At 34.6% G+C, this 26,739-nt stretch carries 19 protein-coding genes, 1 tRNA gene and 3 pseudogenes; 18 read left to right on the top strand and 5 right to left on the bottom strand.

Annotated features, from left to right (window positions below; genetic code table 11):
• Nucleotides 1-152 precede the first annotated feature (152 nt).
• The 3 genes from ACFIMM_RS04160 (at nt 153) to ACFIMM_RS04150 (ending at nt 5,495) form a co-directional block, all read left to right on the top strand.
• Nucleotides 153-1,241: a 2'-deoxycytidine 5'-triphosphate deaminase gene (locus ACFIMM_RS04160; protein WP_375613513.1), complete on the top strand. Its 1,089-nt coding sequence runs from the start codon at nt 153-155 to the stop codon at nt 1,239-1,241.
• Nucleotides 1,242-2,393: 1,152 nt separating this feature from the next.
• Nucleotides 2,394-3,545, top strand: a complete 1,152-nt coding sequence (gene lldD / locus ACFIMM_RS04155) for an FMN-dependent L-lactate dehydrogenase LldD (RefSeq protein WP_375632491.1) — start codon at nt 2,394-2,396, stop codon at nt 3,543-3,545.
• Nucleotides 3,546-5,222: 1,677 nt separating this feature from the next.
• Nucleotides 5,223-5,495, top strand: coding sequence for a hypothetical protein (locus ACFIMM_RS04150; protein ID WP_375638585.1), 273 nt, complete (start codon nt 5,223-5,225; stop codon nt 5,493-5,495).
• A 1,800-nt stretch (nt 5,496-7,295) separates the two neighbouring features.
• Here the strand turns inward: ACFIMM_RS04150 and ACFIMM_RS04145 are convergent.
• Both ACFIMM_RS04145 and ACFIMM_RS04140 read right to left on the bottom strand, forming a co-directional pair.
• On the bottom strand, nt 7,296-7,523 hold the full coding sequence (locus ACFIMM_RS04145; protein ID WP_375618608.1) for a hypothetical protein: 228 nt from the start codon (nt 7,521-7,523) through the stop codon (nt 7,296-7,298).
• Nucleotides 7,520-8,182, bottom strand: a complete 663-nt coding sequence (locus ACFIMM_RS04140) for a lysozyme (protein ID WP_375612387.1) — start codon at nt 8,180-8,182, stop codon at nt 7,520-7,522. The genes ACFIMM_RS04145 and ACFIMM_RS04140 overlap by 4 nt, the downstream gene beginning before the upstream one ends.
• A 1,027-nt stretch (nt 8,183-9,209) precedes the next feature.
• Here ACFIMM_RS04140 and ACFIMM_RS04135 point away from each other — a divergent pair.
• A pseudogene (locus tag ACFIMM_RS04135) lies at nt 9,210-9,411 on the top strand (helix-turn-helix transcriptional regulator).
• Nucleotides 9,412-9,499: 88 nt separating this feature from the next.
• Here ACFIMM_RS04135 and ACFIMM_RS04130 read toward each other — a convergent pair.
• Nucleotides 9,500-9,575 (bottom strand) — tRNA-Thr (locus ACFIMM_RS04130).
• 454 nt (nt 9,576-10,029) lie between these two features.
• Between ACFIMM_RS04130 and ACFIMM_RS04125 the strand changes: the two genes are divergently transcribed.
• From ACFIMM_RS04125 to ACFIMM_RS04090, 8 genes are all read left to right on the top strand, one after another.
• Nucleotides 10,030-10,206 carry a SlyX family protein gene (locus ACFIMM_RS04125; RefSeq protein ID WP_375612388.1) on the top strand — a complete coding sequence of 59 codons (177 nt, stop codon included), beginning with the start codon at nt 10,030-10,032 and terminating at the stop codon, nt 10,204-10,206.
• 1,030 nt (nt 10,207-11,236) lie between these two features.
• Nucleotides 11,237-12,664, top strand: a complete 1,428-nt coding sequence (locus ACFIMM_RS04120) for an amino acid permease (RefSeq protein WP_375682569.1) — start codon at nt 11,237-11,239, stop codon at nt 12,662-12,664.
• Between the two features lie 40 nt (nt 12,665-12,704).
• Nucleotides 12,705-13,385, top strand: a complete 681-nt coding sequence (locus ACFIMM_RS04115) for an energy-coupling factor ABC transporter ATP-binding protein (protein WP_375613810.1) — start codon at nt 12,705-12,707, stop codon at nt 13,383-13,385.
• Complete coding sequence (locus ACFIMM_RS04110; protein WP_375613809.1) at nt 13,382-14,038, top strand: energy-coupling factor transporter transmembrane component T family protein; 657 nt, start codon at nt 13,382-13,384, stop codon at nt 14,036-14,038. Before ACFIMM_RS04115 ends, ACFIMM_RS04110 begins: the two co-directional genes overlap by 4 nt.
• Nucleotides 14,035-14,592, top strand: coding sequence for a biotin transporter BioY (locus tag ACFIMM_RS04105; protein ID WP_375629709.1), 558 nt, complete (start codon nt 14,035-14,037; stop codon nt 14,590-14,592). Before ACFIMM_RS04110 ends, ACFIMM_RS04105 begins: the two co-directional genes overlap by 4 nt.
• Before the next feature lie 257 nt (nt 14,593-14,849).
• Complete coding sequence (locus ACFIMM_RS04100; RefSeq protein WP_375629706.1) at nt 14,850-15,416, top strand: biotin transporter BioY; 567 nt, start codon at nt 14,850-14,852, stop codon at nt 15,414-15,416.
• Nucleotides 15,417-16,106: 690 nt separating this feature from the next.
• Complete coding sequence (locus tag ACFIMM_RS04095; RefSeq protein ID WP_375613812.1) at nt 16,107-16,415, top strand: BrnA antitoxin family protein; 309 nt, start codon at nt 16,107-16,109, stop codon at nt 16,413-16,415.
• A 245-nt stretch (nt 16,416-16,660) separates the two neighbouring features.
• Nucleotides 16,661-17,518, top strand: coding sequence for a hypothetical protein (locus ACFIMM_RS04090; RefSeq protein WP_375665149.1), 858 nt, complete (start codon nt 16,661-16,663; stop codon nt 17,516-17,518).
• Here the strand turns inward: ACFIMM_RS04090 and ACFIMM_RS04085 are convergent.
• A pseudogene (locus tag ACFIMM_RS04085) lies at nt 17,502-18,040 on the bottom strand (hypothetical protein). The gene ACFIMM_RS04090 and the pseudogene ACFIMM_RS04085 overlap by 17 nt on opposite strands.
• A 575-nt stretch (nt 18,041-18,615) precedes the next feature.
• Nucleotides 18,616-18,864, bottom strand: a complete 249-nt coding sequence (locus tag ACFIMM_RS04080; protein WP_375631044.1) for a hypothetical protein — start codon at nt 18,862-18,864, stop codon at nt 18,616-18,618.
• Nucleotides 18,865-19,052: 188 nt separating this feature from the next.
• Here ACFIMM_RS04080 and ACFIMM_RS04075 point away from each other — a divergent pair.
• From ACFIMM_RS04075 to ACFIMM_RS04050, 6 genes and pseudogenes are all read left to right on the top strand, one after another.
• A pseudogene (locus tag ACFIMM_RS04075) lies at nt 19,053-21,187 on the top strand (DUF637 domain-containing protein); the annotation flags it as partial.
• 20 nt (nt 21,188-21,207) lie between these two features.
• The gene (locus ACFIMM_RS04070) at nt 21,208-21,672 is read left to right on the top strand and encodes an SMI1/KNR4 family protein (RefSeq protein ID WP_375672298.1); all 465 of its coding nucleotides are present in this window, start codon (nt 21,208-21,210) and stop codon (nt 21,670-21,672) included.
• A gap of 108 nt (nt 21,673-21,780) precedes the next feature.
• On the top strand, nt 21,781-22,251 hold the full coding sequence (locus ACFIMM_RS04065; protein WP_375682564.1) for an SMI1/KNR4 family protein: 471 nt from the start codon (nt 21,781-21,783) through the stop codon (nt 22,249-22,251).
• Between the two features lie 5 nt (nt 22,252-22,256).
• Complete coding sequence (locus ACFIMM_RS04060) at nt 22,257-24,824, top strand: DUF6990 domain-containing protein (protein ID WP_375682565.1); 2,568 nt, start codon at nt 22,257-22,259, stop codon at nt 24,822-24,824.
• 88 nt (nt 24,825-24,912) lie between these two features.
• Nucleotides 24,913-25,263, top strand: coding sequence for an HNH/ENDO VII family nuclease (locus ACFIMM_RS04055; protein ID WP_375682566.1), 351 nt, complete (start codon nt 24,913-24,915; stop codon nt 25,261-25,263).
• Nucleotides 25,264-25,533: 270 nt separating this feature from the next.
• The gene (locus ACFIMM_RS04050; RefSeq protein WP_375675818.1) at nt 25,534-26,004 is read left to right on the top strand and encodes an SMI1/KNR4 family protein; all 471 of its coding nucleotides are present in this window, start codon (nt 25,534-25,536) and stop codon (nt 26,002-26,004) included.
• The last annotated feature ends 735 nt before the right edge of the window (nt 26,005-26,739 follow it).

The raw sequence follows: 26,739 nt of genomic DNA, 5'->3' as shown, positions 1-26,739 counted from the left end.
AGGTATTATTTTTACAATACCTCCTATTTTATTTTATGTTAACAAGTCGGTTGGAAAAAACATAAAAATAGTTTTTATCACTTTAAAATAGCTTGCACCAGTTTATCATCTAGGTCAAAAAAGAAACAATGTAAAAAGGGAAGGCAATATATATGGCGCGTATAAGCGGTATTTTAGCAGATAGTGATATACAAGCTTTGATTGAGAATAACTTTCTCAAGGCTCAGTATCCATTTGATAGATCTCAAATACAACCAGCAAGCCTTGATCTTCGTTTAGGGGAGAAAGCTTATCGTATACGTGCTTCTTTTATGCCGGGACCTGATACAAAAGTTTTGGATAAGCTTGAACGGTTAAAGTTGCATGAGTTTGATTTACGAGACGGAGCCGTTTTGGAAACGGGGTGTGTTTATATTGTTCCTCTTTTAGAAAGTTTAGCTTTACCAGAATTCTTATCTGCTGTTGCCAATCCCAAAAGTTCTACAGGACGATTAGATATTTTTACACGTGTCATTACGGATAATGCTCAGGAGTTTGATAAAATTTGTGCTGGTTATCATGGTCCACTTTATTTGGAAATTAGTCCACGCACATTTCCAATTTTGGTGCATACAGGCTCACATTTATCACAGCTTCGGTTTAGAAAAGGGCAAAGTTATTTAAATGAAATAGAGTTGCACACTTTGCAAAGGCAAGAAACACTGATATCGGATGATTTTCCTAATATTAGTGTTGGTGGTATTGGTCTTTCCATTAATTTAAAGGGAGACAAAAACGGGCTTATAGGTTATCGTGGTAAACATCATACAAGTGTTATTGATATTGATAAACGTGCCGTTGCCCACGTTTTAGATTTTTGGGAACCTCTTTTTGATCGTGGTCAAAGGGAGTTGGTTCTTGATCCTGATGAATTTTACATTTTAGTTTCACGAGAGTCTGTTCATGTGCCTCCGCTTTATGCCGCAGAAATGACACCTTTTGATCCTTTAGTTGGCGAGTTTAGGGTGCATTATGCAGGCTTTTTTGATCCAGGATTTGGGCATAAGGAGGCGGGTGGAAAAGGAGCAAGAGCGGTTTTAGAAGTGCGGAGCCATGAAGTTCCTTTTATCTTAGAGCATGGTCAAATTATTGGCCGTTTGGTCTATGAGCATATGCTTAATCGACCATCAACCCTTTATGGACATGATGTTGGATCACATTATCAAGCACAGGGTTTAAAGTTGTCCAAGCATTTTAAATGAGTTGGGAACTACGAATTTTGATAACATGTATGCAGAAAGCGTATTTTAGATAAAAGAAAATTTTGTGCTTCGCAAAACTGGCGTCATGCATTCTATTTTTAATTTCCAAGGTTATCTCATCTCTTGCATTTGAGAGGGTATGAGAGGCATTTTTACTTCTTTTTTCAAGAGGTTCTATCTATACGAACTCCATTTATGATGTGCAAAAGAATAGTTTTGATTATTTCATCGTGACAAAATTTACAATGAAAGAATTTTACTATATTCAATATGTTATTCATATTTATTATTATAATAAATCAATAGGTTAATAAAATTCAACATAACAGTAGCTACTCACTTTTCAAAGTAAATATGCGAGATTGGATGCTGCAATTGACTCAATTTTTCTAGAGTGTAATAACCAGTATATTTTATTCCGCATAAAAATTATCCTTAAGAGTTAATAAATAAGTTTTCACTCCAGTTTAGTAACAATTATTTTCAATAAACATTATTCTAATTTTAGTAACTCATTTATAGCCTCAAGATATAATATTGCTAGAAAATTATTCAATTAAATATGAAGGTTTCTATTGGTATGAACATTAAAAGTTTTTATGCTTTATATGAATTAGGCACTATATATTTTTATAAACTTTCATGAATAAGTAACAGATCTCAGTTTTGAATATTGATATAAGAAGATTTCTGCATGTATGCGACAGCTTTATTTCCAGTATTAATAAAGGATTTTTTCATCTTTTGGAGGAGATTATGATTTATACTTAATGACACTCTATATTCTTAATAACTGATAATGTAAGGATCTTTGGAGGGAGAAGCGACTTTAAATTATGACTAATTAAGCTACGGAGCAATCGCTTTCGAAGAGGGATTGCTTTAAAGAGAGTATAACATTTTAATTGCACATGAAGAATATATGAGTAGATACGTTATTAATGATACTTCATACTGTGAGATTTTAAATTTGGATAAGAGCAATAAAGACGTTGTTTTTATCAATTAGTTTTTTTAGAAAGTGGCAGTCTCTGTTGCTTCTATCTATTCAATAGAGTGCTTTGGGAGAATAGCGAATAGGTAGGTACATGGATTCGCTTTTATGCGTTTTAGGATGTTTTCTCTTTTCATTTAGGAACAATGGTGCCATCAATGATTATTTCTTCAACACTTGATTATCGTAAGGCAGCAAAGCGTCGTCTTCCTCCCTTTCTTTTTCACTATATTGATGGTGGGGCTTATGCTGAAGAAACGATGCGACGTAATTGTACAGATCTTCAAGCACTTGCATTGCGTCAAAGGATTCTAAGGCAAGTTGGTGAAGTTGATCTTTCAATCAAGCTTTTTGATCAGACACTTGATTTACCGATTGTACTTGCGCCTGTTGGGCTAACGGGCATGTATGCACGTCGTGGAGAGGTAAAAGCAGCGCGTGCCGCAGCGGCAAAAGGGATTCCTTTTACTCTATCCTCTGTTTCAGTTTGTCCTATTGCGGAAGTGCAAGAAGCGGTTGGAGGTGCATTTTGGTTTCAACTTTATGTTCTCAAAGATCGCGGTTTCATGCGTGATGCACTAGAACGGGCTTGGTTGGCTGGTGTACGCACGTTGGTTTTTACAGTTGATATGCCAATTCCTGGTGCACGTTATCGTGATGCGCATTCGGGAATGTCTGGTCCTTATGCTGGTTTACGTCGTTTTTTACAAGCTTTGACTCATCCATATTGGGCTTGGAACGTTGGTGTTATGGGGCGCCCTCATGATCTTGGAAATGTCTCTGCTTATCTCAAAAAGAAAATTGCATTGGATGATTACGTTGGTTGGCTTGGTGCAAATTTTGATCCATCAATTGGTTGGCATGATTTACAATGGATTCGCGATTTTTGGAAAGGAAAAATGATTTTGAAAGGTATTCTTGATCCAGAAGATGCACGAGAAGCAGTAAAATTTGGTGCGGATGGTATTGTTGTTTCTAATCACGGCGGACGTCAGCTTGATGGTGTATTATCAACAACACGAGCGTTGCCTGCAATTGCGGATGCTGTAAAGGATTATTTGACTATTTTAGTGGACTCAGGTGTTCGTTCTGGTCTTGATGTTGTACGCATGATAGCACAAGGTGCGGATGCTGTTATGATTGGCCGTGCTTTTGTTTATGCGCTTGCAGCAGCAGGTAAGAAAGGTGTTATGCATCTCCTTGATCTTTTTGCCAATGAAATGCGGGTAGCTATGACACTGACTGGTACTCAGACAATCAAAGATATTACACGCAAGAGTTTAGTAAATATAGATGTTTTTAAGCAATGAAAGCAATATGTTATACTTCTTTCAGAAAAAGAAAGTCTTTTTATAGAGGAGCATAATTATATATTTTAAAAAATATGTTGACAGTTAAAGTTAAATAGAAAAGATCAATAAGCTCCTCTATAAAATCACAGAAAATACTCAGTAACTACAATAATATTAAGTATTAATAATAATAAACACGAAAAAAAACAATAATAACATTGCATACATATTTTATTTACTTTATTAAAAGCTCATTCTACGGATAAAAAGGAACAAGCGCTGATATTAAAGGTAAAACAACTGTTGATATAGAAAAAATAGCTATAAATAATGCTGTGAGCATTTTTCCCTCCTGTATATAAAAAACATTAAAATATAATATGTTAATTACTTCTTTTCCATATTGGCATAAAACGTAAATTTATAAAATCCATTTAGTTTTATTTTAATATAAATAATATTAATTATAGTATATAAATAAAATTATTAAAAATGTCAATATGTATTTATTTTAATCTATAATTATAATAAAAAATGTATCTAATAGATAATATTTCTATAATCTATATATTATTTATATTAATTATCATTGGATAATATATTATATGGATATGATATTGTTTTTATGGAGTACATTTTTAAGCAATGAAAAAAATATCCGTACTATCTTTAAAAAAGCTCGTTTACTGAGAGCAAAACTGCGTGAATTAATGTGCTTTTCTTTCTTATTTTCTTGTATTCTCAATGATTTATGATGTTTTTGAACTGACGAGCATATTAGGAAGCAGTTGAATATTTTTTGTATAGTATGTCATTTCTAACACTATTTATGCGTTCTCGATTGATTTTATAACTTGTTAAAATATCCAGTTCGTTTTTATTGCAGATGGGGATGGGGGGGGGGCAATGATACAAATTGGCATAGAATGTTTTGTTCCATAAGCGATTTAACAATTGCATCTCCAAGCTTCTCCTTTGATACTATGCTCTTCACAGACAACAACAGATTGGTGAGATTGGCATAACTCACTGATCTATTATCTCAAAGTTGAATTGTTGGCACACTTGTAAGCGTTGGGATAACTTCATGTTTTTTGAAGCTCTTCAGCAACATCAAGACAAATCTGAATAGTTTCTTCAGTAGTAGGTAAGAGAACATCTTTTCCTTTTTTAAACAGAAGTTTTGCTGATATCAATTTTTGAAGCATTTTTATGAATATTTATAACAACACGCTTTCCTAAACCTATATAAATGGGTACAAGATTACTTAGAGTAGAAAGAATTACAGTTTCCATTTGATCGAATTACTACTCATAAGTAATTGGATAATATTTACTTTATCGCTGAATAAAAAAGAAAAGTTTTTCTCTCTTTAAATAGAGGATGGATTGTCATCTAGCCAATAGGGATAGTTTGCGAGAAATTTGTTCGATGCAAAACGACTTAACATTGCAGTTACTTTTTATCATTTGAAGCTGTGAAAAGAAGGCTAAGATAGATGAAAGAATGTAAAAAATGATGGATACATTTTAAGATAAAAAATTATAATTTTGTTAATTCTACACCAGTTGCTGCCGATATTGGTGGCAAAAGAAATTTGATCAAAAAATATCAAAATTATTTGAGAACATTCCTCATAGCATGTAGCATTAAACCTTTTTGTTGGTATGGGTGAGATTTTCTTTGAGCAGAAATTGATTCTATCTCCTGAAATCAGCAATAATCTCTCAGGTTATGTCGTAAACTTTTTAGGGATGTTACAACGCCACTATCGTCCTTTTATGAAAATGTTAGCATTTCAGATGAGCAGTTGTGAGGAATTTCAACGTTTAATACAGCAAGATCCAGAAACTCTCACGGATTTAGAACGGGCTTCAAGATTTTTATATTTACAGCGATTAAGTTTTAGAGGGAATGTAAATCGTACGATGAGAGTAGAAAACCATCGTAGCGCGCGGGGGGCTTAAGCCCTTCCAATTTGAATGCGTGCTAAAACTTATTTCCACTGTTTAGCAGGTGTTAGCATTGAACATTTAGACTGGTCTGATTTTATTGTGCGTTATGATCGCCTAAAAATCTTGTTTTATCTTTCACCACTTTAATTGTGGTTTTGAAGGTTATTAAAGAAAGGATTTTTATAAGCGGGAGGATTATCAGCCGATGTCTAAGCTGCTTGCATAATAAGAGGGAGTTTTTTGTCTTTAAACAATATGCTAGAAATTCAAAAAACTTTAGTTAACTTTATACACCATCTTATACAGACTGCTCTGCAAATAACACAATTGCTGGTAAGGAATGGGGCATCACCAATTTTGATTTCTAAAAAAGAAACAATACGTATTAAATAGTCTTTAACTTTACAGACTTTTTGAGAATCCTTTCAGAATCTTTTGAAAAAAGTGAACTGATAGAAGATATTTCTATCAAAATATAGCAACTTTTCTAACAAGTTAGGAATAAATCTAAAAATATACATTAAATATAAAAACAGTACGATATGTAGGCAATCTGGGCTTTAGAAACAAGAATCAGAGCGTATAAAGATGCATAGAGGTGAGATTGAGACATATCATTTTTATGATTCAATAAAAAATAAAAATTAAAGAAAAAATTTTATATCAAAAATTTAAGGTGGTTTAAAAGGTGGACAGGCAATGCATGGAAGGATGAGCGAGAAGGTGAATTAGGGGAGAGCGATTTATAGATTATCAGTATCTTTCTAAAAGTATCTTCTCAAGATAAATATTGTGATGAAATAAGATTGTAGTTGAATGTTCGAAAAGATAATACGCACTCTTAATTTTTCCGTTATACACATCACAATAAAAGCCGTGAAAGGCACGGTCTTATTACAAACTTTCTCTAAAAGCAGTACATGAGTTTGCAAGATATTACCGTAATATTTTAAAAGAAGGATTTTATTTCAGAAAAAAATTATCTTAAAATAGTAAAGCAATATTTTTCAAGAAATTGCTAGGCGACTTTTGAAAGTAAAAAAGCTAAGTTAAAAAATAAAAGCAAAAATGGTTGTTGGTTTTCTCGACTGGAGTTGCATGTCATTTCCCACATAGGGAATTTACCTATAGAAAAATTAAAAGCCAAGATCATTCACAATGTTTTCCCGCCACTTTAGCATGAAAAAGCAGATACAGTGCGAAAGTATTTGCCTTATCGTCAACACCATTATTATAATTAGGAAGTTGAAGCAACGTCATTTACAAATCACATAAAAGCCTTACCATTATTCATTATATAGCTCCGTAGATTTCTTTTCTTCAAGCATGCCAGCCCCTAGATGTTATTTTTGTTGAAAACAGAGCCTTTGTGTATGATCAGTTCTTTGAACGACGATAGTAGTGCAATCCATAAAATCTTTTCTCATCTTCTTTTGATAGGATAACAAAGATGCCCTTAGAATACATCAATAGACTCAATCATTTTACACAAACATAATCTGTTGAATCCTTTAGTTTCAATTCAGACACCTCAGTCACTCTAATTAAATCTAATTGACCACCAGAGTGTTTTAATCCTTTAAGTGCTTTTACTTTTAATCTGAATGTATCCACCTCTTTCAAATCTTTTCATTGATTGATGTTTCAGAGGAATTATATTTTTATCACTTTATTTTCCGTTTATCTCTCCAACCACATAAACGTTCACCTTGTTCGTTATGTTTTAAAATATCTCTCGCCAAATTTGGACTAATGACATTGATATCTTGTCGATTCAAATAAATTGGCAGCCATCCAATACAAGAAGTTCGTTCATTCGTCGCGCAACCAGCTAGAAAGCTTAGTGCGCACATCAGCATCACTTTTCTTATTAATTTCATTTTCTACCTCAAGCCGTGTTGTCGCTATCTTGAAATCTTCTTTTGTTTGCTTTTGCTTCTCAACTTTTTTCCCAAGAAAAAAGGCTTTGACTAAAGCTATAAGAAAAGCTGCTATGAGCGCTGACGTCATTGTCAGATATTTTTTTATCCATAAAATCATAGACGGTGTTCCTGAAAACGTTTAGCAATGTATATCATAGCCGTACAAGCGGCTAAAACCATAATGCCTGCTAGAACCCATTGAACAGGACCATTTCCTGCAAAAAGACCTCCAAGCCCTGAAAAAGAACCTATGATTGGTGCAAGAGCTTCTACTTTGCAAATACCTGTTACGCCTTCTGGTTCTACTACATGATAATTGGGGGCAACATGAGCTCCTTTTGCCCACAATCCTGCTTCGGTTGCTCGGCGATTGACAAGACCTTGGATACGTTTTCCTCCCACTCTTGTCCATTTTTGCAATTCGGTTGGTATCGCTTCATATTCACCTTTATTAAGCTTTTTTAAAAGTGTAGAACTACGAAATGCTGTGATTCCTACATTATAGCAAAATGATACTAATGCCGCGAATTGTTCATCGTTTAAAGGAACGGTAACGGCTTTTTCAACAACAGCTTCATACTCCCTCAAGTCCTGACAAAGGATTTTTTCAGCTTCTTTTTCCGTAATTTGCATATCTTTGTGAACGCTTGGGGCACCAGCAGCACTTGTATGTCCATAACCAATTGTCCAGACACCACCAGAATCTTCATAAGCTGATAAACGCAAGCCTTCCAATTGCTTAATCAATACAAGCCCTTCTTTTGATATTTTTCGCATTATTTTTACCTATAAAAAACTACACAAAGCAGGATATGAATTAAAAACTTACATCTACTCATTTTTAAGAACAGAACAGCGAAAGGGCATAATAAATTCAAAACATCCATAGTGGATTATTTTAAGATCTATATCATTTTTTTGAATAAAGATTATGCTAAATACTATTCATTTTGCAGCAATTGATCTCCATCTAAAGACAATAACTTTATAATAATTCCATTTATAATCAGATAGATTTCACTCACAAATTCTTACAGTTGATCCAGAATGATTTAGAAGAACTTTACTTGAAAAAACTTCAATAATTCCAATGACAAAAAGCATTTTTAACAAAAAATAAGAGACATAATAATTAATGAAATAATTAGGTGTTGATTTTTAAGTAATTTCAAAAGTCATAAATTGCACCACAGAATTTTTTTATAAAAACAAAAAAACATTATAATTTAACATTATATATCTAAAAATTATCTTAGAATCAATGAAACATATACATAACGTGTTATACATATTTAATAAAAAAATCTATAGTTAATTTAATCATTCTTTGTTTTTTCCCCTAATTGCTTAATTTCATTAAAAAATAACTTTATGAAGGATTTTAAATAAACTGTTACATAAAAAACATAATGGATATTTCTCCTCTCTTACAGTCTGTTTCCAACTGAAACAATATATTAGTGGAGCATATTCAATATATAGACCAATGATATTTGATAGTTTTTTTAAGAATATTGTACTGTAATAAATTTGAACAATTAGTTCGGTTTCATATATTTTCTTTTTCATATGAAGCATTTGGTAGGGCGTTCGGGTCCAATGGTATCATCTTTGTCTGGTGTTGTATTGGCTACGTTTCCAGCAGCCTCTTAAACAAATCAATCAAGCTATTGAAATCTTTTTAGAGGCAATAGCACAAGAGACACAAAAGATTTTGACAAAAAGCTGCTTGACAATATAGGAAGCTCTCTCCTCCTAGCATCCCAGCCCATTCACATAACATAAAAAATAAAAAGGCAATGAGATGATATTTGATGATGGCAATAGATATGTAACAATACGTGAGTGTGCACAGCTTTTTAGTATATCCACAACAACGATTCGCAATTGGGTGCTTCAGAGGGGGGCCGGAGCCATATAAGCTAGGGAGAGCAGTGAGGTGGAGAAAGAAAGAGATTTTAGCATTTACTCCAGAGAAAAATACGGAGCAAATAACAACAGATTAGATAAAATTGTATAAACCCTAGAAGGTGGTCTTCAAACAGATAATTAATTAAAAAAAAATATATATTTCAATATGTTTAAGAAATAAAATGGTGCCGCATGCCGGATTCGAACCAGCGACCCCATCATTACGAATGATGTGCTCTACCAACTGAGCTAATGCGGCATAGGTTTGTAAGTCAATGAGACAAAACTAATTTGAGGGTAATAGCTAAAAGTACGTATAAAAGCAAGAATGCATTTTTTCAATAATTTATACATATGATAATAATTTGAAGGAGAATTATGTAAAAGTCAGAGGAAAGTATTCTTTGACCTTAATGCTATAAAATGCTTTTCAATTTACGATAGCACTTAAATTAAGAAGCTGGGAATGTAGATCTTTAGGATGAAAAATGGTGTCAAGATAACTTAGTAAAGATAAAAACATTTTCTGATTCTTAAGAAAGAAATTTGTTGCATAGAGTGATTGGGAAAATAAAGATCATCCTAAACCTTTTATAATGTGCAAATAGATGAGTAGAATTAGTTGAGAAGTTACTTCTCATTTTTATGGGAAGAAAAAGGGAGGAGGATTAATAAAATTAATCACGTTTTTTATTTAAGAGGGAGTAAAAATCATGTCGGATGAAGATCGGCTGATAGAACTAGAAATGAAGCTAGCTTACCAAGAAAAATTCATTGAGGAACTTTCTCGAGAGGTAACTAATCAATGGAAAAGTTTGGATGAGATATCTAAAAAAGTTGATATTTTAGCGAGACGATTTTCAGATTTAAAAGAACTAGAGTGTTACTGAAGCTGTTATCTTACCATTTTCTCAATAGGGAGAAGGTGCGAAATATTTTTTATCACAATTGCAATTATTTACAGAGGAGTTTTTATTTCACGCATTTTGTTAGACTTGTAGAATAATTTTTATAAGCTTCTTCATTAATTTTAATAAGTTCCAATCTTATAAGGAGAGCTGATATTAGAAGACGTTTTTTATATGGGGTTTCTAGTACGAAAATTAAGAAAAGTTTTTGTAGAGTATTAAAGAAACAGCCATAGAAAAATATATGAACTGCAATATTTTAAGTTTTTTCTGTACAGAGTTTTCTTATAGGTGGGAGGTAGATTTATTCGCTAATTTTTTTTAATTGATACAAATAAAGTGATGTTATTGTTATCTATAGAAATCATAAGTGAGCGCCTATATTTATAATGAAGCGTTTTAATTTTTTCTGATGATCAAGTGATCTTCAGTTGTTTTAATAGAGTGAGGGGTTTTAAGCGACATCGATTATGTTATAGTACAGAGAGCTCTAGAAGTTTTTTTCAAGATCAAATGTACTCTTCGTTATATGTATATGATATTTTGTGAAAAGGCTTTTGTTTTTCGTAATTTAAGATACAAAATACTATTGCTAAAGCACCAAAGATAGACCATGCGGGTAAATAAGTGAGAGTAATGCAAATTGAGGACAGAAAATCAGGCATTACCTTGCATAGAGATTGATTAAGGTGATAGATATCTGTTTGCAGAAGGTTTGTTAAAATTTTATTAAAGGGGGTTGTTGTCCAATGTGATGTGATTACAGAGTGTGCGTTATCAATGACCAATGCTATAATGGTTAGTGTAACGAAAATGAAGGACATTAATTTAAATAAAGGGTGGAGCATATTTTTTCTTAAAACTTCAACGGGACATACGTATAATGCACAAAAAAATAAGGAGTTGCATTATGATAAGAAAATAAGTTTACGTTTGTTTTGTGTTTTTTGAAAGAGGTGCCTAATTTTTCAATAAAAGTTGAGGTTAAGTTCAACAAAAGTAGTGAGGCATGATGTCTGAAAAAAAGCACGAGGAATTGAAGCGTAGCCTTCAAAATCGCCATATTCAAATGATTGCTTTGGGTGGCGTTATTGGGACGGGACTTTTTTATGGGTCAACCGAGGCAATTCAATTAGCTGGTCCCTCAGTTATTTTATCTTATCTTGTCGGCGGGCTTATTATGTATTTCATTATGCGAATGCTTGGTGAAATGTCAGTAGAAGAACCGTCTTCAGGAGCATTTAGTTTGTTTGCTTATAAATATTGGGGGAGATTAGCTGGTTTCATAACAGGTTGGAATTATTGGTTTCTTTATATTCTTGTGAGCATGGCTGAACTTACAGTGATAGGGTTTTACCTTGATCATTGGATTTTGATTGATCATTGGAAGACATCTTTCATTGTTCTTTTATTTGTTACATTTGTTAATTTGTTTAATGTTCGTTTTTATGGAGAATTTGAATTTGTTTGCGCTTTGATCAAAGTGGCTGCTGTTATTGGTATGATTATTTTTGGAATTTTTCTCATTGTCACTGGACTAGGGGAAAATCAAGCGAATATTCATTATCTTTGGGACCATGGTGGTTTTTTCCCTTATGGAGCAGTAGGGGTTGTTTTAGCAACTTCTGTAGTAATGTTTTCTTTTGGAGGAACGGAGCTTATTGGTATTGCTGCTGGAGAGGCATCTAATCCACAAAAAACAATTCCAGCGGCTATCCGTCAAGTTATGTGGAGGATTATAATTTTTTATATTGGATCTATCAGCATTATTATGATAATCAGCCCTTGGAATATGATTGGAAAAAATGGTAGTCCTTTTGTCACAATTTTCGAGACTATAGGAATTCCTGCTGCTGGTCATATTTTGAATTTTGTGGTGATTATGGCTGCTATTTCTGTTTACAATAGTGGCATTTATTCTAATGGCCGTATGCTTTATAGTTTAGCTGTACAAAAAAATGCACCACATATTTTTAGTAAACTGAGTGCTGCTCGTGTTCCTTATATTGCTATCCTTTTTTCTTCATTATGTACGGCGTTGATTGTCGTTGTTAATGCTCTTGTTCCTGATAATAGTTTCATGCGGATCATGGCTCTTGCAACTGCAGCAGCAGTGATTACTTGGGCTATTATTGTTATTGTTCATTTGAAATTTCGCAATGCCCATAAGAACAGAAAGGGCGATTTTATTTATGCGTTTGGTTTATATCCTTACGCTAACTATCTTTGCCTCTGCTTTCTTGTTTTATTATTTTGCATTATGTTTGTCAGTGGTTTTGGGAAAAATGGATTGATGACTCGACTTTTTGATATGATAGGAATAAGCTTGCCTTTTCTTGAAGCATATATTCCTGTACAGATGCCTGATATGAGTTTGGCAGTCATTATTATTCCTCTATGGTGCTTGTTATTACTTTTAGGTTATAAACTGAAGCGATAGAGAAAGAAGAGCTAATAAAAGGGATTGATTGGAATAAACCTTGGGGATTATAAAATTTGATAAGGTAACACAAGTTTTTGGTGATTTGTGTGTTTTAAGAAATATTACTGTACAGCTTACCGAAAGACGAGTTGCTATTATAGGTGCGAATGGTTCTGGAAAAAGTACATTTGTTCGCCTTATTAATGGGCTCCAATTACCATCTCATGGTTTTGTAAGCGTTGATGGGCTTGATACAAAACGCGATGCAAAAGCAGTAAAACGTAAAGTTGGATTTGTTTTTCAGAATCCCGATAATCAGATTGTTTTACCATTAGTTGAAGAGGATTTATCCTTTGGTCTCAAAAATTTAAAGCTTAATAAAGATGAAATTAAGGAGCGTGTAGATGAAATTTTACAGCGCTATGAACTTCAAGATTTCAGAAATCACGCTGTCCATTTATTAAGTGGTGGGCAAAAACAACTTGTTGCTATTTCTAGTGTAGTTGCAATGAAACCAGACTACATTATTTTTGATGAGCCGACGACATTACTTGATTTGCGAAATAAGCATCGCGTTACGCAAGTGATAGAAGAATTACCGCAAACGGCAATAGTTGTATCGCATGATTTAGAGTTTTTGAAAAAGTTTGATAGAGTGCTGGTTTTTGATAAGGGGGAGATAGCAATTGATGATGTACCTTTTGTTGCTATAAAGGAGTATATAAGAAGAATGTCATGATCGGTTTATATATTCCGAGGGATACATTTATTCATAGGTTAAGTCCTGGAGTTAAGTTATTATTTCTTACGGCCTGTGGAACTTTTATAATAATGGTTTCTTCCATAGCGCTTCTTGGTTTATTTTTATTGTTGGTCATCTTATTCTATAGAGTCGCCAAAATCCCTTTCAAAACTGTGATAAAGCAATTTAAATCGATGGGATTGCTTTTAGTTCTTCTATTTGTATTTCAAACTATTTTTAGCGGTTGGCTTACGGGGGTTGAGGTCATATTACGTCTTGTTATCCTCTTTTCTTTATCATCAGTTATTTCATTCACAACAAAAGTGTCAGATATGGTGGATGCAATTGAAGCAGGCCTCCAGCCCTTTCGTTGTTTTGGTATAAATCCATCAAAAGTGAGTATGGTTATCTCTATGGCGATCAGGTTTATTCCTCTTTTGGGTGAAAAGTTTAATGAGGTACATGAAGCACAGCAAGCACGAGGACTTAATACTAACATTGTTGCTCTTGCGATACCTTTAATTATACGAACCATAAGAATGGCTTCAGAAGTGGCTGAAGCATTGGACGCGCGTTCTTATGATGCTGATACTATTGATATAGCATCTCATAATAATAAAAGTTTTTATAGTAAAAGAAGAATCAAATGAATACAAAAGATTTAGTTTATATTGCTTTATTTGCCGCTATTTATGCTATTTTGGGCCTTTTCCCTTCTATTTATCTTCCTTTTCTTCTAGGGGTACCTATTACGGCTCAATCGATGGGACCGATGCTAGCAGGGTCTATACTTGGGGCAAAAAGGGGTGCTTTAGCGTCACTCCTTTTTCTTGTTCTTGTTGCGATTGGATTGCCTCTGTTGCCTGGTGGTCGTGGTGGAATCAGTGTCTTTTCAGGAATTGCAAGTGGTTATTTAATAGGTTTTCCATTTGCCGCATTTTTTATTGGTTTAATGGTAGAGTTTTTTTGGCAGCGGTTAAATTTTATAACATTATTTATAATAAATACTTTTGGTGGCATTGGGATAGTTTATTCTTTTGGTGTTCCATGGACAGCTTATATGACCAAAGTTTCTTTACTGAAGGTTTTAATGGCTTCATCAGTTTTTTTGATAGGCGATTGTTTAAAAGTATTGATTGCATCCTTTATTGCACTCGCGATTAAAAGATCTGTTCCTCTCATTCATTCAAAGCATAATAACTAAAATAAATGTATTATTTTGTTATATTGTTATTATATAATATTCATATATCACTATTATTGAATTTAACTATAGTAATTTATGATGTAATTAAACACTGTAGAATCTAATATGATTCATATAAGTGATGTTATTAAAATAAATTATTATAGTATTTTTCTCTATATCTAAGGCATTTAAAGTGTACTTTTATAAATCTGATACTTTTTATTAATTGTACAACAATAACGAAAGCTTTTCCCTAGTGAAGGAATAATTCAGTGAATACAAAAGATTTAGTTTATATTGCTTTATTTGCCGCTATTTACGCTGTTTTGAGTCTTTTTCCTCCTATTTATCTTCCTTTTTTGCTGGGCGTCCCTATTACAGCTCAGTCTATGGCTCCGATGTTAGCAGGCTCTATACTTGGAGCGAAAAGGGGAGCTTTAGCATCACTTCTTTTCCTTGTTCTTATTGCGATTGGGTTACCTCTATTGCCTAGTGGTCGTGGTGGAATTAGTGTTTTTTCAGGAGTTACGAGTGGTTATCTGATTAGTTTTCCATTTGCTGCATTTTTTATTGGCTTTATGGTAGAATTATTTTGGCACCGGTTAAATTTTATAATATTATTTGTGATAAATACTGTGGGTGGCATTGGGATAGTCTATTCTTTTGGAATACCATGGGTGGCTTATATGACACAGGTCCCTTTGCTGACAGTTTTAATAAGTTCATTAGGTTTTTTGGTTAGTGGTTTCTTGAAAGTGCTGATTGCATCCTTTGTAGCGTTGACCATTAAAAAAACCGTTCCTCTCATTCATTCGGAAAAAGGGGCAGTTCTGTACTGAAGAACAAATTTTGCCAAATGTATGTAGCTTAAAAAGCACCACGGAATACCATTTTGTTTTGTCTACTTTTTATTGGTATTTTTATCTGCATAGCTCTCAGAGATAGCCATACGAAAATTGAATGTTTCGGCACCAAAATTCATTTTTGCTTTCAGGAGCAGCTCCCAAATAGCCAATTAATATCATTTTATTCAACATGCTTGTAAGTTTTATTCGATTTGCATATTATATGCATAAAGCCTTAGAATAATTTATTATTTTTTTAATATTTTTAGTTAATTAATCACTAATTTTTAAATTATTATTATATTAATTGTACAAAAACATGGATAATTAAGTGTTCATCTAAAACTCTTGATGTATATAATACCCTTATAAATGTGTTAATATAAGTAAATGTATTAATATAAGGTATAAAAATGAGATTTGAATGGAATGAAGCTAAAACAAAAAGTAATCTTAGAAAGCACCGTGTAAAGTTTTGAAATAGCTGCAAGTGTTTTTGCAGCCCCATTCACTATGGTTAAACAAGACCGTATTGAAAACGAGAGTATGGTGAGCAAGCTTTATGGCTCATGGATGGTTTTTTATTAATATTCGTAGCGCATACTGTCCATGACGATAAAGATGGCATAGAGGTAATCCGTATTATTTCAGCACGACGAGCCAACTCGAAAGAAAAGAAACGTTATAAAGAAGAAAGTTCGTTATAAAATTGATGTAGGTAACTTATCACCTTTGACAGATAAACAGAGAGTTGAAGTTGATAAACTGGCTGCAATGCCGGACAGTGCAATTGATCATAGTGATATTCCGTCACTCAATGATGTGTTCTGGAAAAATGCCGTTCGCAATCCATTCTATAAACCACCCAAAACTGTCACAACAGTGCGTGTGGATTCAGACGTGCTAGCGCGTGACTTTAAAAGTCAAGGGAAAGGATATCAAAAGCGGATTAACGCCATTTTACGTGATGCCATGCTTCGTTCAATGCACTGATTTCTCCTCCACTTAAAAGCCGAGAAGGGGGGCCCATATTCTAAAAATCTAAGCAGCTTTCACTGCAGAGTTCTCTAAAACTCGTATTGCTTTTGCAATTAAAATTTTATAGCTTTAATTTTCAGCTAAACGATTCTAAACGACGGAATATATTTTGGATACACTATCTTCCCATAATCACTAAGATAACTTGGGCAACATCTACCACCCGATAAGACTATAGACATTGTAATTATGTTAACTTTATGAATACCCTTAACTTCCTTTCTTATAAATATAAAATAGATCCAGCCTCAGAATTAGTCAATATAAATGGTGTTGATAAATTTTTAGAGGAAGGAACATACCGTTTTAACCGTGATAATCAATGTGTTACCTTAATAATTGAAAAGTTTTCTGTGAACTCGAAGATCTGCTATTGGATTTATGTTTTAACGGGAGAAAATAGTCCTTATAACCCAGAAGTGATTGATTCTGAAAACGACTTTCAGAATATTCCTAACCCACGTCCTAGAAAATATGTTGAACAGAATAAGCAATATTTTGGAATTTTGATTCCTATAGAGTTTACTCTTTTTTCTTCAAATAAAGAGTTAAACAAATTCTTGCAGCTACACTACAAAAAATCTTTTCCCCCGAAAACGATTGATATCTCACCTGATATTGTTGGTAAGGAAGAGTTCGAAAAAAAATTGCTTTTAATTAAAGAAATAAAACTGAAATATACACAACCAAAACAATTAGATTTTTTTGCAATGCAATCAGAAGACAACTTGCTAAAGATGGCTAAACTTTTGTTAGGTGAATTTCCCACGGATGATTATTCTGAAATGGAACTTGACTTGGGTATCAAATTTAAAGAAAAAAATAATTTAAAGAATTATTTTTTGAATCTTTTTAAAAAATATAAATTAAATCCAGCATTTAAAAACATAAGTTTTGTTGGAAAGACACATAATAATTTTGATATAATCTTTAATACTGAAACTTTTCAACATAAATTTGCTATTAAAACAAGTAAAAATGATAATGGTATGTATAATGAAGGTCATATAAAAGAAAAATTAAAGCATGAAATCGTAAGTTTTACTGTATCTCTTTAATAGAGCACTGTAGCGTGTAAATAGATATATTTATTAAACTGCGTGTACGCAACATAAGGAAGAATACACAGACTAAAAAAAGTACCAAATTATAATATTTGAATATCCAAGAGCAATATCTAAGTACCAAAGTACGGTATCCAATGAAAAAGAAAACTTGTGCTCCACGTACTTAGAAATGACAGGCAAAGAAACAGTTTCTTTATAACTACTTGGGAAAATTAAAACGACAAGCGCTAAAATTATTAACTTTAGGAGACTGTGCATATACTGATGTAACTCACATGTTAATGTCTTCCAACCTGTTGTATTGCCGCATTTATATTGTGGGTTGTTTTGCAACTCAGAAGGGATATTAGAATTGCATAAAATTGCAAAAACAGTTGTTACGATCACCAAAGAAATAGACGCGAATGTCAAAATACCCTGAATAAAGTCAAGATTTTTTCTTATTCCTAAAAAACATACAAATATAAAAATTATAACGCCAAACAAGGCTTTTCTCTTCTTATCTGTAAACATATTTATTTCCTGTGAAAAAATTATGATCTCAATTTCTTAAATTATTTTCTGATATAAAAACACAAACTACCTTTTAGTCTTTTTAGCATTTGCTTTTCTTTTAATAGCAATGTCTTCTATTGCATCCAGTTGCTTTTAATATTTTAGTTAACCTCGTCTATGATTTATCTATAGTTGATGATAGCTTTAAACACAGAGCTCCATAATCCCAAACTCTTGCTTGCATTTTGATACCCAAATCCACCTTTCAACAAAGCCCATCGCGCTGGCAACCCTTTCATACAGATTAAAGAAAAGCTCTGTTATTTCAAAAGTACACGAAAGGGAATCATAATTGCCGCAACATTTGTTGCGCTGATGCTGGCTACTCATGTTTTAAAAAACAAATATTTTGAAATTCGCGTATCCTAAAATCCTTAATTTGTATTAATGGATTTATTTACTTTATAAATTTGATACTATAGAGCTATTTTAGCTTCTAGAAATATATTGTACATTAAAAAAACTTTTTAATCACTCTTTAAATGCATATCCAATCCAAAAATGATCAGCACTTTTCACTATTTTGCTACTTTTTAGAAATCTATTTTAAACTCTCCTATCATTAGTTCATGAAGAGTTTTGGTGCGTGAAAGAAGGTCTTTTTCAATCTCTTCACAATACTTAGAAAAATCTGTTGCTCTTGGAATGATTTTTTTAGACATGCTTTCTACGTTGCTCTGCAAAATGCGTTTTAAGGACTCTTTCAAAATCAATAAGGAAATATCTTTGAGTTCAGTTTGATAAGCTTGAGAAGAGGTATTATAGTCCATATATTTTCGCATGTGGAAGCTACCACAAGAGAACAAGCGAAAAGTATTAGAGATATCATCATTTGAAGCTTTTACAGCAATAAACCTGTGAAGCCATATGCAAGTCTCAAGTGCATTTTCTTCATTCGGTTTTTGTTTTTAATTTTCCATACGACACACGGCTATTTCAGGCTATTACTTTGGGTTGATTAAGATTTGTAAGGAAAGTTGATTGGCTAGCAGTTAAGGCTGAGTTTAAAGACTGGGATTATAAAGCCCAAGGGCTGAAAGAAGCCGGTGCGGCTATCGTGGCATTGGCTGTCACGGGGGCGCGGTTACGGGCGGAGCAGCCTTGGGTGCTGCCAGTGCCATTACCGGTGCATTGGGGCTTGGCTCGAGCACCGCCATGAATGCGGTGATACAGGCAGGTGTCCAAGCGCTGATTAATAAAAGCGCTGTGGCTCTTGTCAATAATCGCGGCAACATTGCCGGCGCTTTGCATGAGCTTGGCTCTTCAAAGAATGTTCTCAGCATTGTTTCGTCGATGTTGACAGCAGGCTTAACCAGCCAAATAACGGAAATGGCAGGTGTTGGACAATCTTTGCCTAAAACCGCTCCTTTTGTCGATCGTATCGCCAGTGAAGCGGAAAAGAACCTGATCAAAGCCGCCATTGGCACAGGCGTGCAAACGGCTCTTGAGGGTGGCTCTCTTGACAAGAACTTTTTTAACAATCTGCGCATCGCCCTGTCTGATACGGTTGGCAAATCGTTGGCAGAAGAAATCGGTACCGCCAAGGCAGAAGGCAAAATAGACACGGTCACACAGATCGTTGCCCATGCCGGTCTTGGCTGTTTAAAAGGCGCGGTTGCGAGCGGTGCTTGCACAGCCGGTGCTGTGGGGGGTGCTGTGGGCGAAGCCACTGCTATGCTCCAGTTTCAATTGTGGGTGCAAGGCATTGTGAAAGAGGAAATGGGGGACCTAAACGGTCGCACCCCAACTCCGGAAGAGGAAGCGCGTATAAACGCAAAGATTGATGCGCAGTTTGCTGACTTTAGAGACCACACCATTGATGTCGCACGGGCTGCTGGGGGCGTTGCTGCTGCCCTTGCCGGTGGCGATGTTGATGCCGGCGCCGATGCCGCAGGTAATGCCGCTGCAAATAACTTTTTGGGTAGTGCACAACGCGCTCAGATGAAGAAAGAGTTAGAAGAGTGCCCTGATGATCAGTGTCGAAGAGATGTTAACGAAAAATGGTTCGAGATTGATGAAGAGCAAGATAGGATTTTTGAGATAGGTCTTGCGAAGGGTACGATTGTTGGTGCCGTAAAAGCAATAGGAAACGGAATATCTGAGACAGCTCATGACGTTAAAGAATTAGGATCGGCAATAGGAAACAGTTCAGTTGATGAGATCTATCAAAATGCCCTTCAAGGCGTTGGAACAGCAAAAGCTTGGGCCACGAGTGGGCATATATTTGATGATGTCTGGGAAGGTGCTGGTCAACTCTGGGAAGGAGTTGGTCAATTCTGGGGAGGTGTTAAGGATTCCTTTAGAGGGCGTATAGATCACATAAAGGATTCCTTTGGGGGGCATATAGATCACATACATGAAACAATGGAGAAAGGGGGGGATGGAGCATTCAGTGCTGGTGCTGAATCTGGCGAAATGCTAGGTAAACCATTAGGAGATGTGGCTTATATAGTGGGTTCTACAGTGCTTACTGACGGTGCTGTTTCAGCAGCCAAGGGAGGCGTAAAGCTTGCGAACAAGCTTGTAGAAAAAGATATCATCAAATTTGCATCTAAAGCTGAAGAAGCGGCTATAACAGGAGCAACTAGTTCTGAAGTAAATACTGCTCATGTGGGAAAAGAAATCGCACAATCGCTAGAAAAAATGAGCGATGAAGCTATTGCAACTCAATATTTGGGGCAAGAGAGAAAGTTCTGGTCAAAACCTATTGAGGTTGGGTTTGAAATAAATCACAAAGAAGAAAAAATTACTCAGATAAATAAAGTCTATCAGAGAGATGACTTGTTTGATCCTAATAGAATTTCTGAGTGGACAGTTAACAAGAAAAAAGTGACAGGTACAAATATTGAAAGGATGAAAGCAGGAAGAGCACCTATAGGTTTCGATAATAAGCCTATTGAATTACACCACATGCTGCAAACTCATGATGGTCCCATAGCAGAAGTTACAAATGCGTTTCATAATAAACATAATTCTGCTATTCACATTAATCCGAATACAATGGGATCAGCTATTGACAGAGACCTATTCGATAAATGGAGGACGCAATACTGGAAAGAACGTGCTAAAGGGTATGAAAAGAAAAATATAGAAGCTAAAAAATAACAATTTATGGAGAACAAATTATGAAAACTTATACTTTAGATGATGTTGTCATACTGGTTGATAAATATAGTGATAGTGTTGATTTTGGCTCTACAGATGAAGCCGTTGATGATGTACTAATTGAAAAAGCAGAGGGGATTCTTAAATTGCAATTCACAACCTCCTACAAAAGTTTTTTAAAAAACTATGGAAGAGCGGAGATCTGTGGTGAGGAAATATTAAGTGTTTATAATACAAATTTTGAAATTGCTCGTAGTGATGATATTGTTTATTATCATATAACGGATGTAGAAAATGGTTTAGCAAAACCACAGCAGCTTGTTGTGAGTAGAACTGATTTTGGTGAGACATTTTATTTTGATTACTCTCAGTTTCAGGATGGTGAATGTCCGCTCTATCTTAAGTTTCCACCTAGCGATCCCCAGTATTACGCAAGTAATTTTTATGAATTTCTCTGTAAAAGGATTATAGCTAATTTGGAATGACGCTTTTTGTCGGGCGGTTTCCTTTTGAAATACACTGTTAAAGCCGTCATTCTTTTTTGTTTTCAAAAAATGCAAGAATTGTTAATCCCTTTTAGGGGGGAAGGACTTATGAAAACCTATACCTTAGCTGATGTTGCACAATTAATTAATAAGTATCCGGATGTTATCGACTTTGGCACTGCAGAGGATGCACCTGATGATATATTGATTGAAAAGGCTGAGAGAACTCTTGGTTTACAATTCACCTCGTCCTACAAAAGTTTTTTAAAAAATTATGGAGGAGGAGAAATTGGAGGTTATGAAATTTTTAGCATTTATAACGCAAGTTTTGATAAGTGTCCTGCTGGTGATATTGTTTTCTATCATTTGACGGATATAAAAAATGGTTTCGCAAAACCAAATCAGCTTGCCGTGAATAGAACCGATTTTGGTGAAACATTTTATTTTGATTATTCTCAGTTTTGGGATGGTGAATGCCCACTCTATGTTGAAATTGCATCTGGAGATTCAGAGCATTACGCAAGTAACTTCTATGAATTTCTCTGTAAAAGAATTATGGAACATGCTGGGGGGGGGTAATGACGATGCAAGCCAAAGACGCAACAGAGATTTTAAAAAAAGTTGGTTGGGAGCCCCATCGCGATGAAATGGGTGATATGTTTGCTTATTATCACCTCCCCGATCGCATAGTGCGTATTCATTATGGTGTCATAGATTATGGACGGGATAGCGGAAGATTGTGGGTTTCTGTCAGTCTTACTACTGCTGCTTATTGTCTTGGCTGTGAATATGCTAACGGTAAAGAATCTCAACCTCAATATGAGGCTATGCTGATTTCTTCAGAAGAGAATTTTGGAGTTACAGCACTGGAGTTTTTTGAAAACCACGTTAAGGTAGCTTTAGACAAAGTGTTAGCTTGGGCGCAAGCACAAGATATTAAGAAAAAATTACGTGAAAAAGCTGCTAATCATTCTCTCGTTGCAAAGGCTCTACTCGGCGATACCGAAGCTTTAAGGAATTACAAACCTACACCTCAATTATATACACCAGAGTTTTCTGATTATGAAAAGATGACACAGGTTGAGCGCGTCATCTTTTTTGCTGAGGCGTATAAAAATAACGAATTGGATGACATTTTAGCACGCAAAAAACCGAAACAGCGTTTGATGAGTCTTACAGCAGCAACGCGCATTCTTAAAACCCAAGGGTGGTTTGTTATGGAACCTGGAAAAATGTGGCTGATTTTGCCCGACCGCTTCATTCAATTTGATTTTGGTTTTATACGTCTTCCAAATGATGATTACAATGTTCATCTTGAAGCAGGGATCTCCAACGAAGATATTTCTGTAGCTTGCCATTATATTCACGATAGTAGAAAATGTAGGCAGATATCAGCTACAAATATTTATCAGTCTTTTAATACGATTGAGGGAGGGGTTTTTAGTGGTGTTGATAAAGGAATTGATATTCGTTTAGAGACATTAAATGAGCAGGAGCTTATCAAAATTTCTGAGCGGGTGATACAATGGGCGCGTGCTCAGGATTTAGAGGCAGCGATAGAAAGCAAAGCGCTTGTTCAAAAATATAGCTCTTGTCCCGATATCCCATGGCATTTGGCTTGTTTAGCATTAACAGGTCAAATTGATGTCTTGAAATCCTATCAAAATGCCGTAAAAGCAGGTACGATTTCTGAACATTTGGATGACGATGATGTGGAAAAATATGTTAATCACGCTGTTCAATTTGCTGAAGAACATCTGAGCGTTTTAAAGGAGCGAAAGGCGGCGGATGCACGTATTGATGTACAATCTTTAGCTCTCCTTAATACAGTTTCTGAAACATTAAAAATGATGAACTGGACAGTCTATCGCGACAAAAATTATAATCGTAATGCCTATTTTATAAGCAAAGACCGTATCATTAATATAATGTACAGCCTTGATACAAAAGGAAAAACACCGATCGTTATATTCAAGGCTTCACTTTCAACACTTGCCTTTTCCACTGCTCATAGGGGTGTTTTTCCCGAGAATCCTCAATATATAGCTCTCAAAGAGGCAGAAGAAGTTTATACAGTTTCTAGTGTTGAAGTTGAAGAAGGCAAACTAAAGCAAATCTGTGTGGATATTCTTAAGTGGGCTGATCGGCAAAATATTAATCAAATCATTTATGATTATGCAGCTTTGCCAACAAACAGTGAATATGATCTTATAATGCACCATTTTATTGCGCTTATTCTTATTGGGGATGTTGAAAAGCTCAAATCTTACAAGGAGAATTTTAGAAAGGGAAATTCTTTAGGTTTTGTGAAGGGTGTCACGAAGTACATAATCGACAATGCTCTTACGCTTGCACGGTGTTATCGAGCAGGTTTTCCTAAAAATGCTCCGATTTTAAGCTTGGATCCGCAAACAGCATCTGTTGCTTCCAAAACTATTGCTGTTGAGGCGACAGAGGAAGCGGATGACACTGATGATCATCTTACCATGGAAAGTGCTCATGCACTTTTAAAAAGCTTAGGCTGGTTAACCGAGAAAATCAATGAGAATGACCATATGGCAAGCTATCAATTGGCTGATCGTGAAGTAGATATTCTTTATAACGACGAAGTTGCCAAAGATTGTCCGCAATTTGATAGCGCCTTTATGATTAGTACCGGTATTCTTTCCGCTGCTTGTAAATTCATTGATCCTACCCACACGGAAGATATTCCAGATATACAGCTTAATTTTGAAGCCAAGGGATTAGAAATCTTTGAACCAGAAGTCACTACGGATCGTTTAACACAGGCGCTTGATGATGCTTTAGAATGGGCGGTAACAGACATTGACCTTTCTAAAAGACTTCGCTCTGATTATGGCACTGCTCCTTGGAAAAAAAGCACTACGTCTAAAGCAAATGATACGGATTATGCTTTACTTCATCTTGGCGCTCTTGCTTTATTGGGCGATGTTGAGACCTTACAATCTTATCAGCAAAGCTTTACGGCAGGTGATCACCTAGGCTTTGACGAGAGCATCAACAAAACCCACCTTGAACGTGCATTAGCTTTAGCCAAAGAAGTAGCAAAGGTGAAGCAAGTGAGTTACGCTTTGATTGAACGGGTAGCAAAAGATTTTGATAATCACTCAGAGCTTTCTAGCGAGGAATAACCTCGCTCTTGGAAGGAGAGTTTATTTAAGTCTATTTAGAACACAGAATACATTGATTATTTTGAAAAAATCGAGGGGATTATGAATCATGAAATGGATAAAGAAAAAAAGTATGGGGGCAGCTGAGCCTGTGGAATTTAAAGGTCAAAAAGTTTATCAGGAAGATGAACTGTTTGAGCCTGAAACAGTTTCTTCTTGGAAAGAAAAAGGACAGATAGTAACAGGTACAAATCTGGAAAGAATGGCATCAGGAAGAGCTCCTATTGGAGTCGATTTTAGACCTATTATGTTACATCCTATGACACAACAACAAGATAGTCCTCTCGTTGAGGTTCTCTACTCATTTTATCAAGGCAGGAGTTTGGTTGCTCCTATGAATCCAAAGACAAATTTTATCAGAAAAGTTATTTGTTGGATTTCAAAAAAAATTCCTAAGTAGGAAAAAAGAAAGAGTAATTATTGCAAATATTGAAATAATATCCCTAAAAGGTGCTCTCTAAACTTTAATGATCACCTCCTTTAATTCCATCATATATTGTAAATGCGAGATGATTGTACAGAGACAGATGAGAAAAGAGCTCCGTCAAGAACATATCTCTTATGATTTTATCAATCTCATCTCAATTCCATTGGCTAGAGTAGAAAAAGATTGATCATTAGAAACACTCATTATGAGTAAAAACACGCTGTGACTTATGGAGAAAAATTTATGAAAAGTTATACTTTATCAGATGTTGCACAATATGTTGATATGCATAGTCATGTTATTAATTTTGGTACTCAAGATAATGCACCTGATGAGGTGCGGATTAAAACAGCTGAGAACACTCTTGGTTTACAATTTACCTCTTCCTATAAGAATTTTTTAAAAAATTATGGAGGAGGAGAAATTGGAGGTGAAGAAATATTCAGTATTTATGAAATCTTCGCAGGTATTCCTGCTGGTGATATTGTTTACCGAAATTTGCTCGATAGAAGAGATGGCTTTACGGCTCCCAAACAACTTGTTATCTGCACAACTGATTTTGGTGAAACCTTTTATTTTGATTATACGCAGTTTCGGGATGGTGAATGCCCACTCTATCTTAAGTATACATCTGAAGATTCCGAATATTACGCGAGTAATTTTTATGAATTTCTCTGCAAAAGAATTAAAGAGTATGCAGGGGAAGATTCATGAAAACTTATACCTTAGATGATGTTATACAACTAGTTGATAAATAGGATAATTGCGATTTATTGCTTGTTATGAAAACATCTAAAAAGAGATTGATCATTATAAAGATTAGCAAAATCCCTTTTAATAGACCGTGTCAGTGTTGTCAGTTCTTTTTAGAGCCTATATTATTTTTTTAAATGAGTAAAAATTAAAAACTTTATATTTCAATAGGTTAGTATTTTAAAAACATAACTCATATCAAGAGTACAATCTTTAAAGATAACCAATGATGTGAGTTGAATAAAACTTATCAGTTATGTGTCAGTAAATTGAACTGACAAAATAGATTATTTTAGTGAGTAATTAACGCGTGTCTTATGAAAAGCGTATGAAAGTAAAAACTGATTACGTTATTAAAATCCCTTTTATGAATTTTATCAGTTCATTTGAATAGATAAACTTATGATTTAGAGAATGATTAAGACGTGCTTTATAAAAAGCATATGATCCTTTAAAGCCTTTCAAAAGAAAGGGATTATAATCATAAGAAATGTTATCAAGACTATTGTGGTTATGAGTTTTGAGGTTTTTGAGTATTCCTTTTGACCCCCTTTATATATTTTTTTAATAAACAACCTATATCAAGATACAACCTATAAACACAACCCACGATATATTTTTGAAGGTATTTTGAGGGTTTGAGAAACCTTCAAAGCCTATAAGTAATATAAGAAAATGAATATACATAACTCTCTT

The organism is Bartonella sp. AP258QHHD, from assembly GCF_042196145.1.
Lineage (GTDB): Bacteria > Pseudomonadota > Alphaproteobacteria > Rhizobiales > Rhizobiaceae > Bartonella.
The sequence above is the reverse complement of the archived record's forward strand: the minus strand, read 5'-3'. Positions and strand labels throughout refer to the sequence as shown.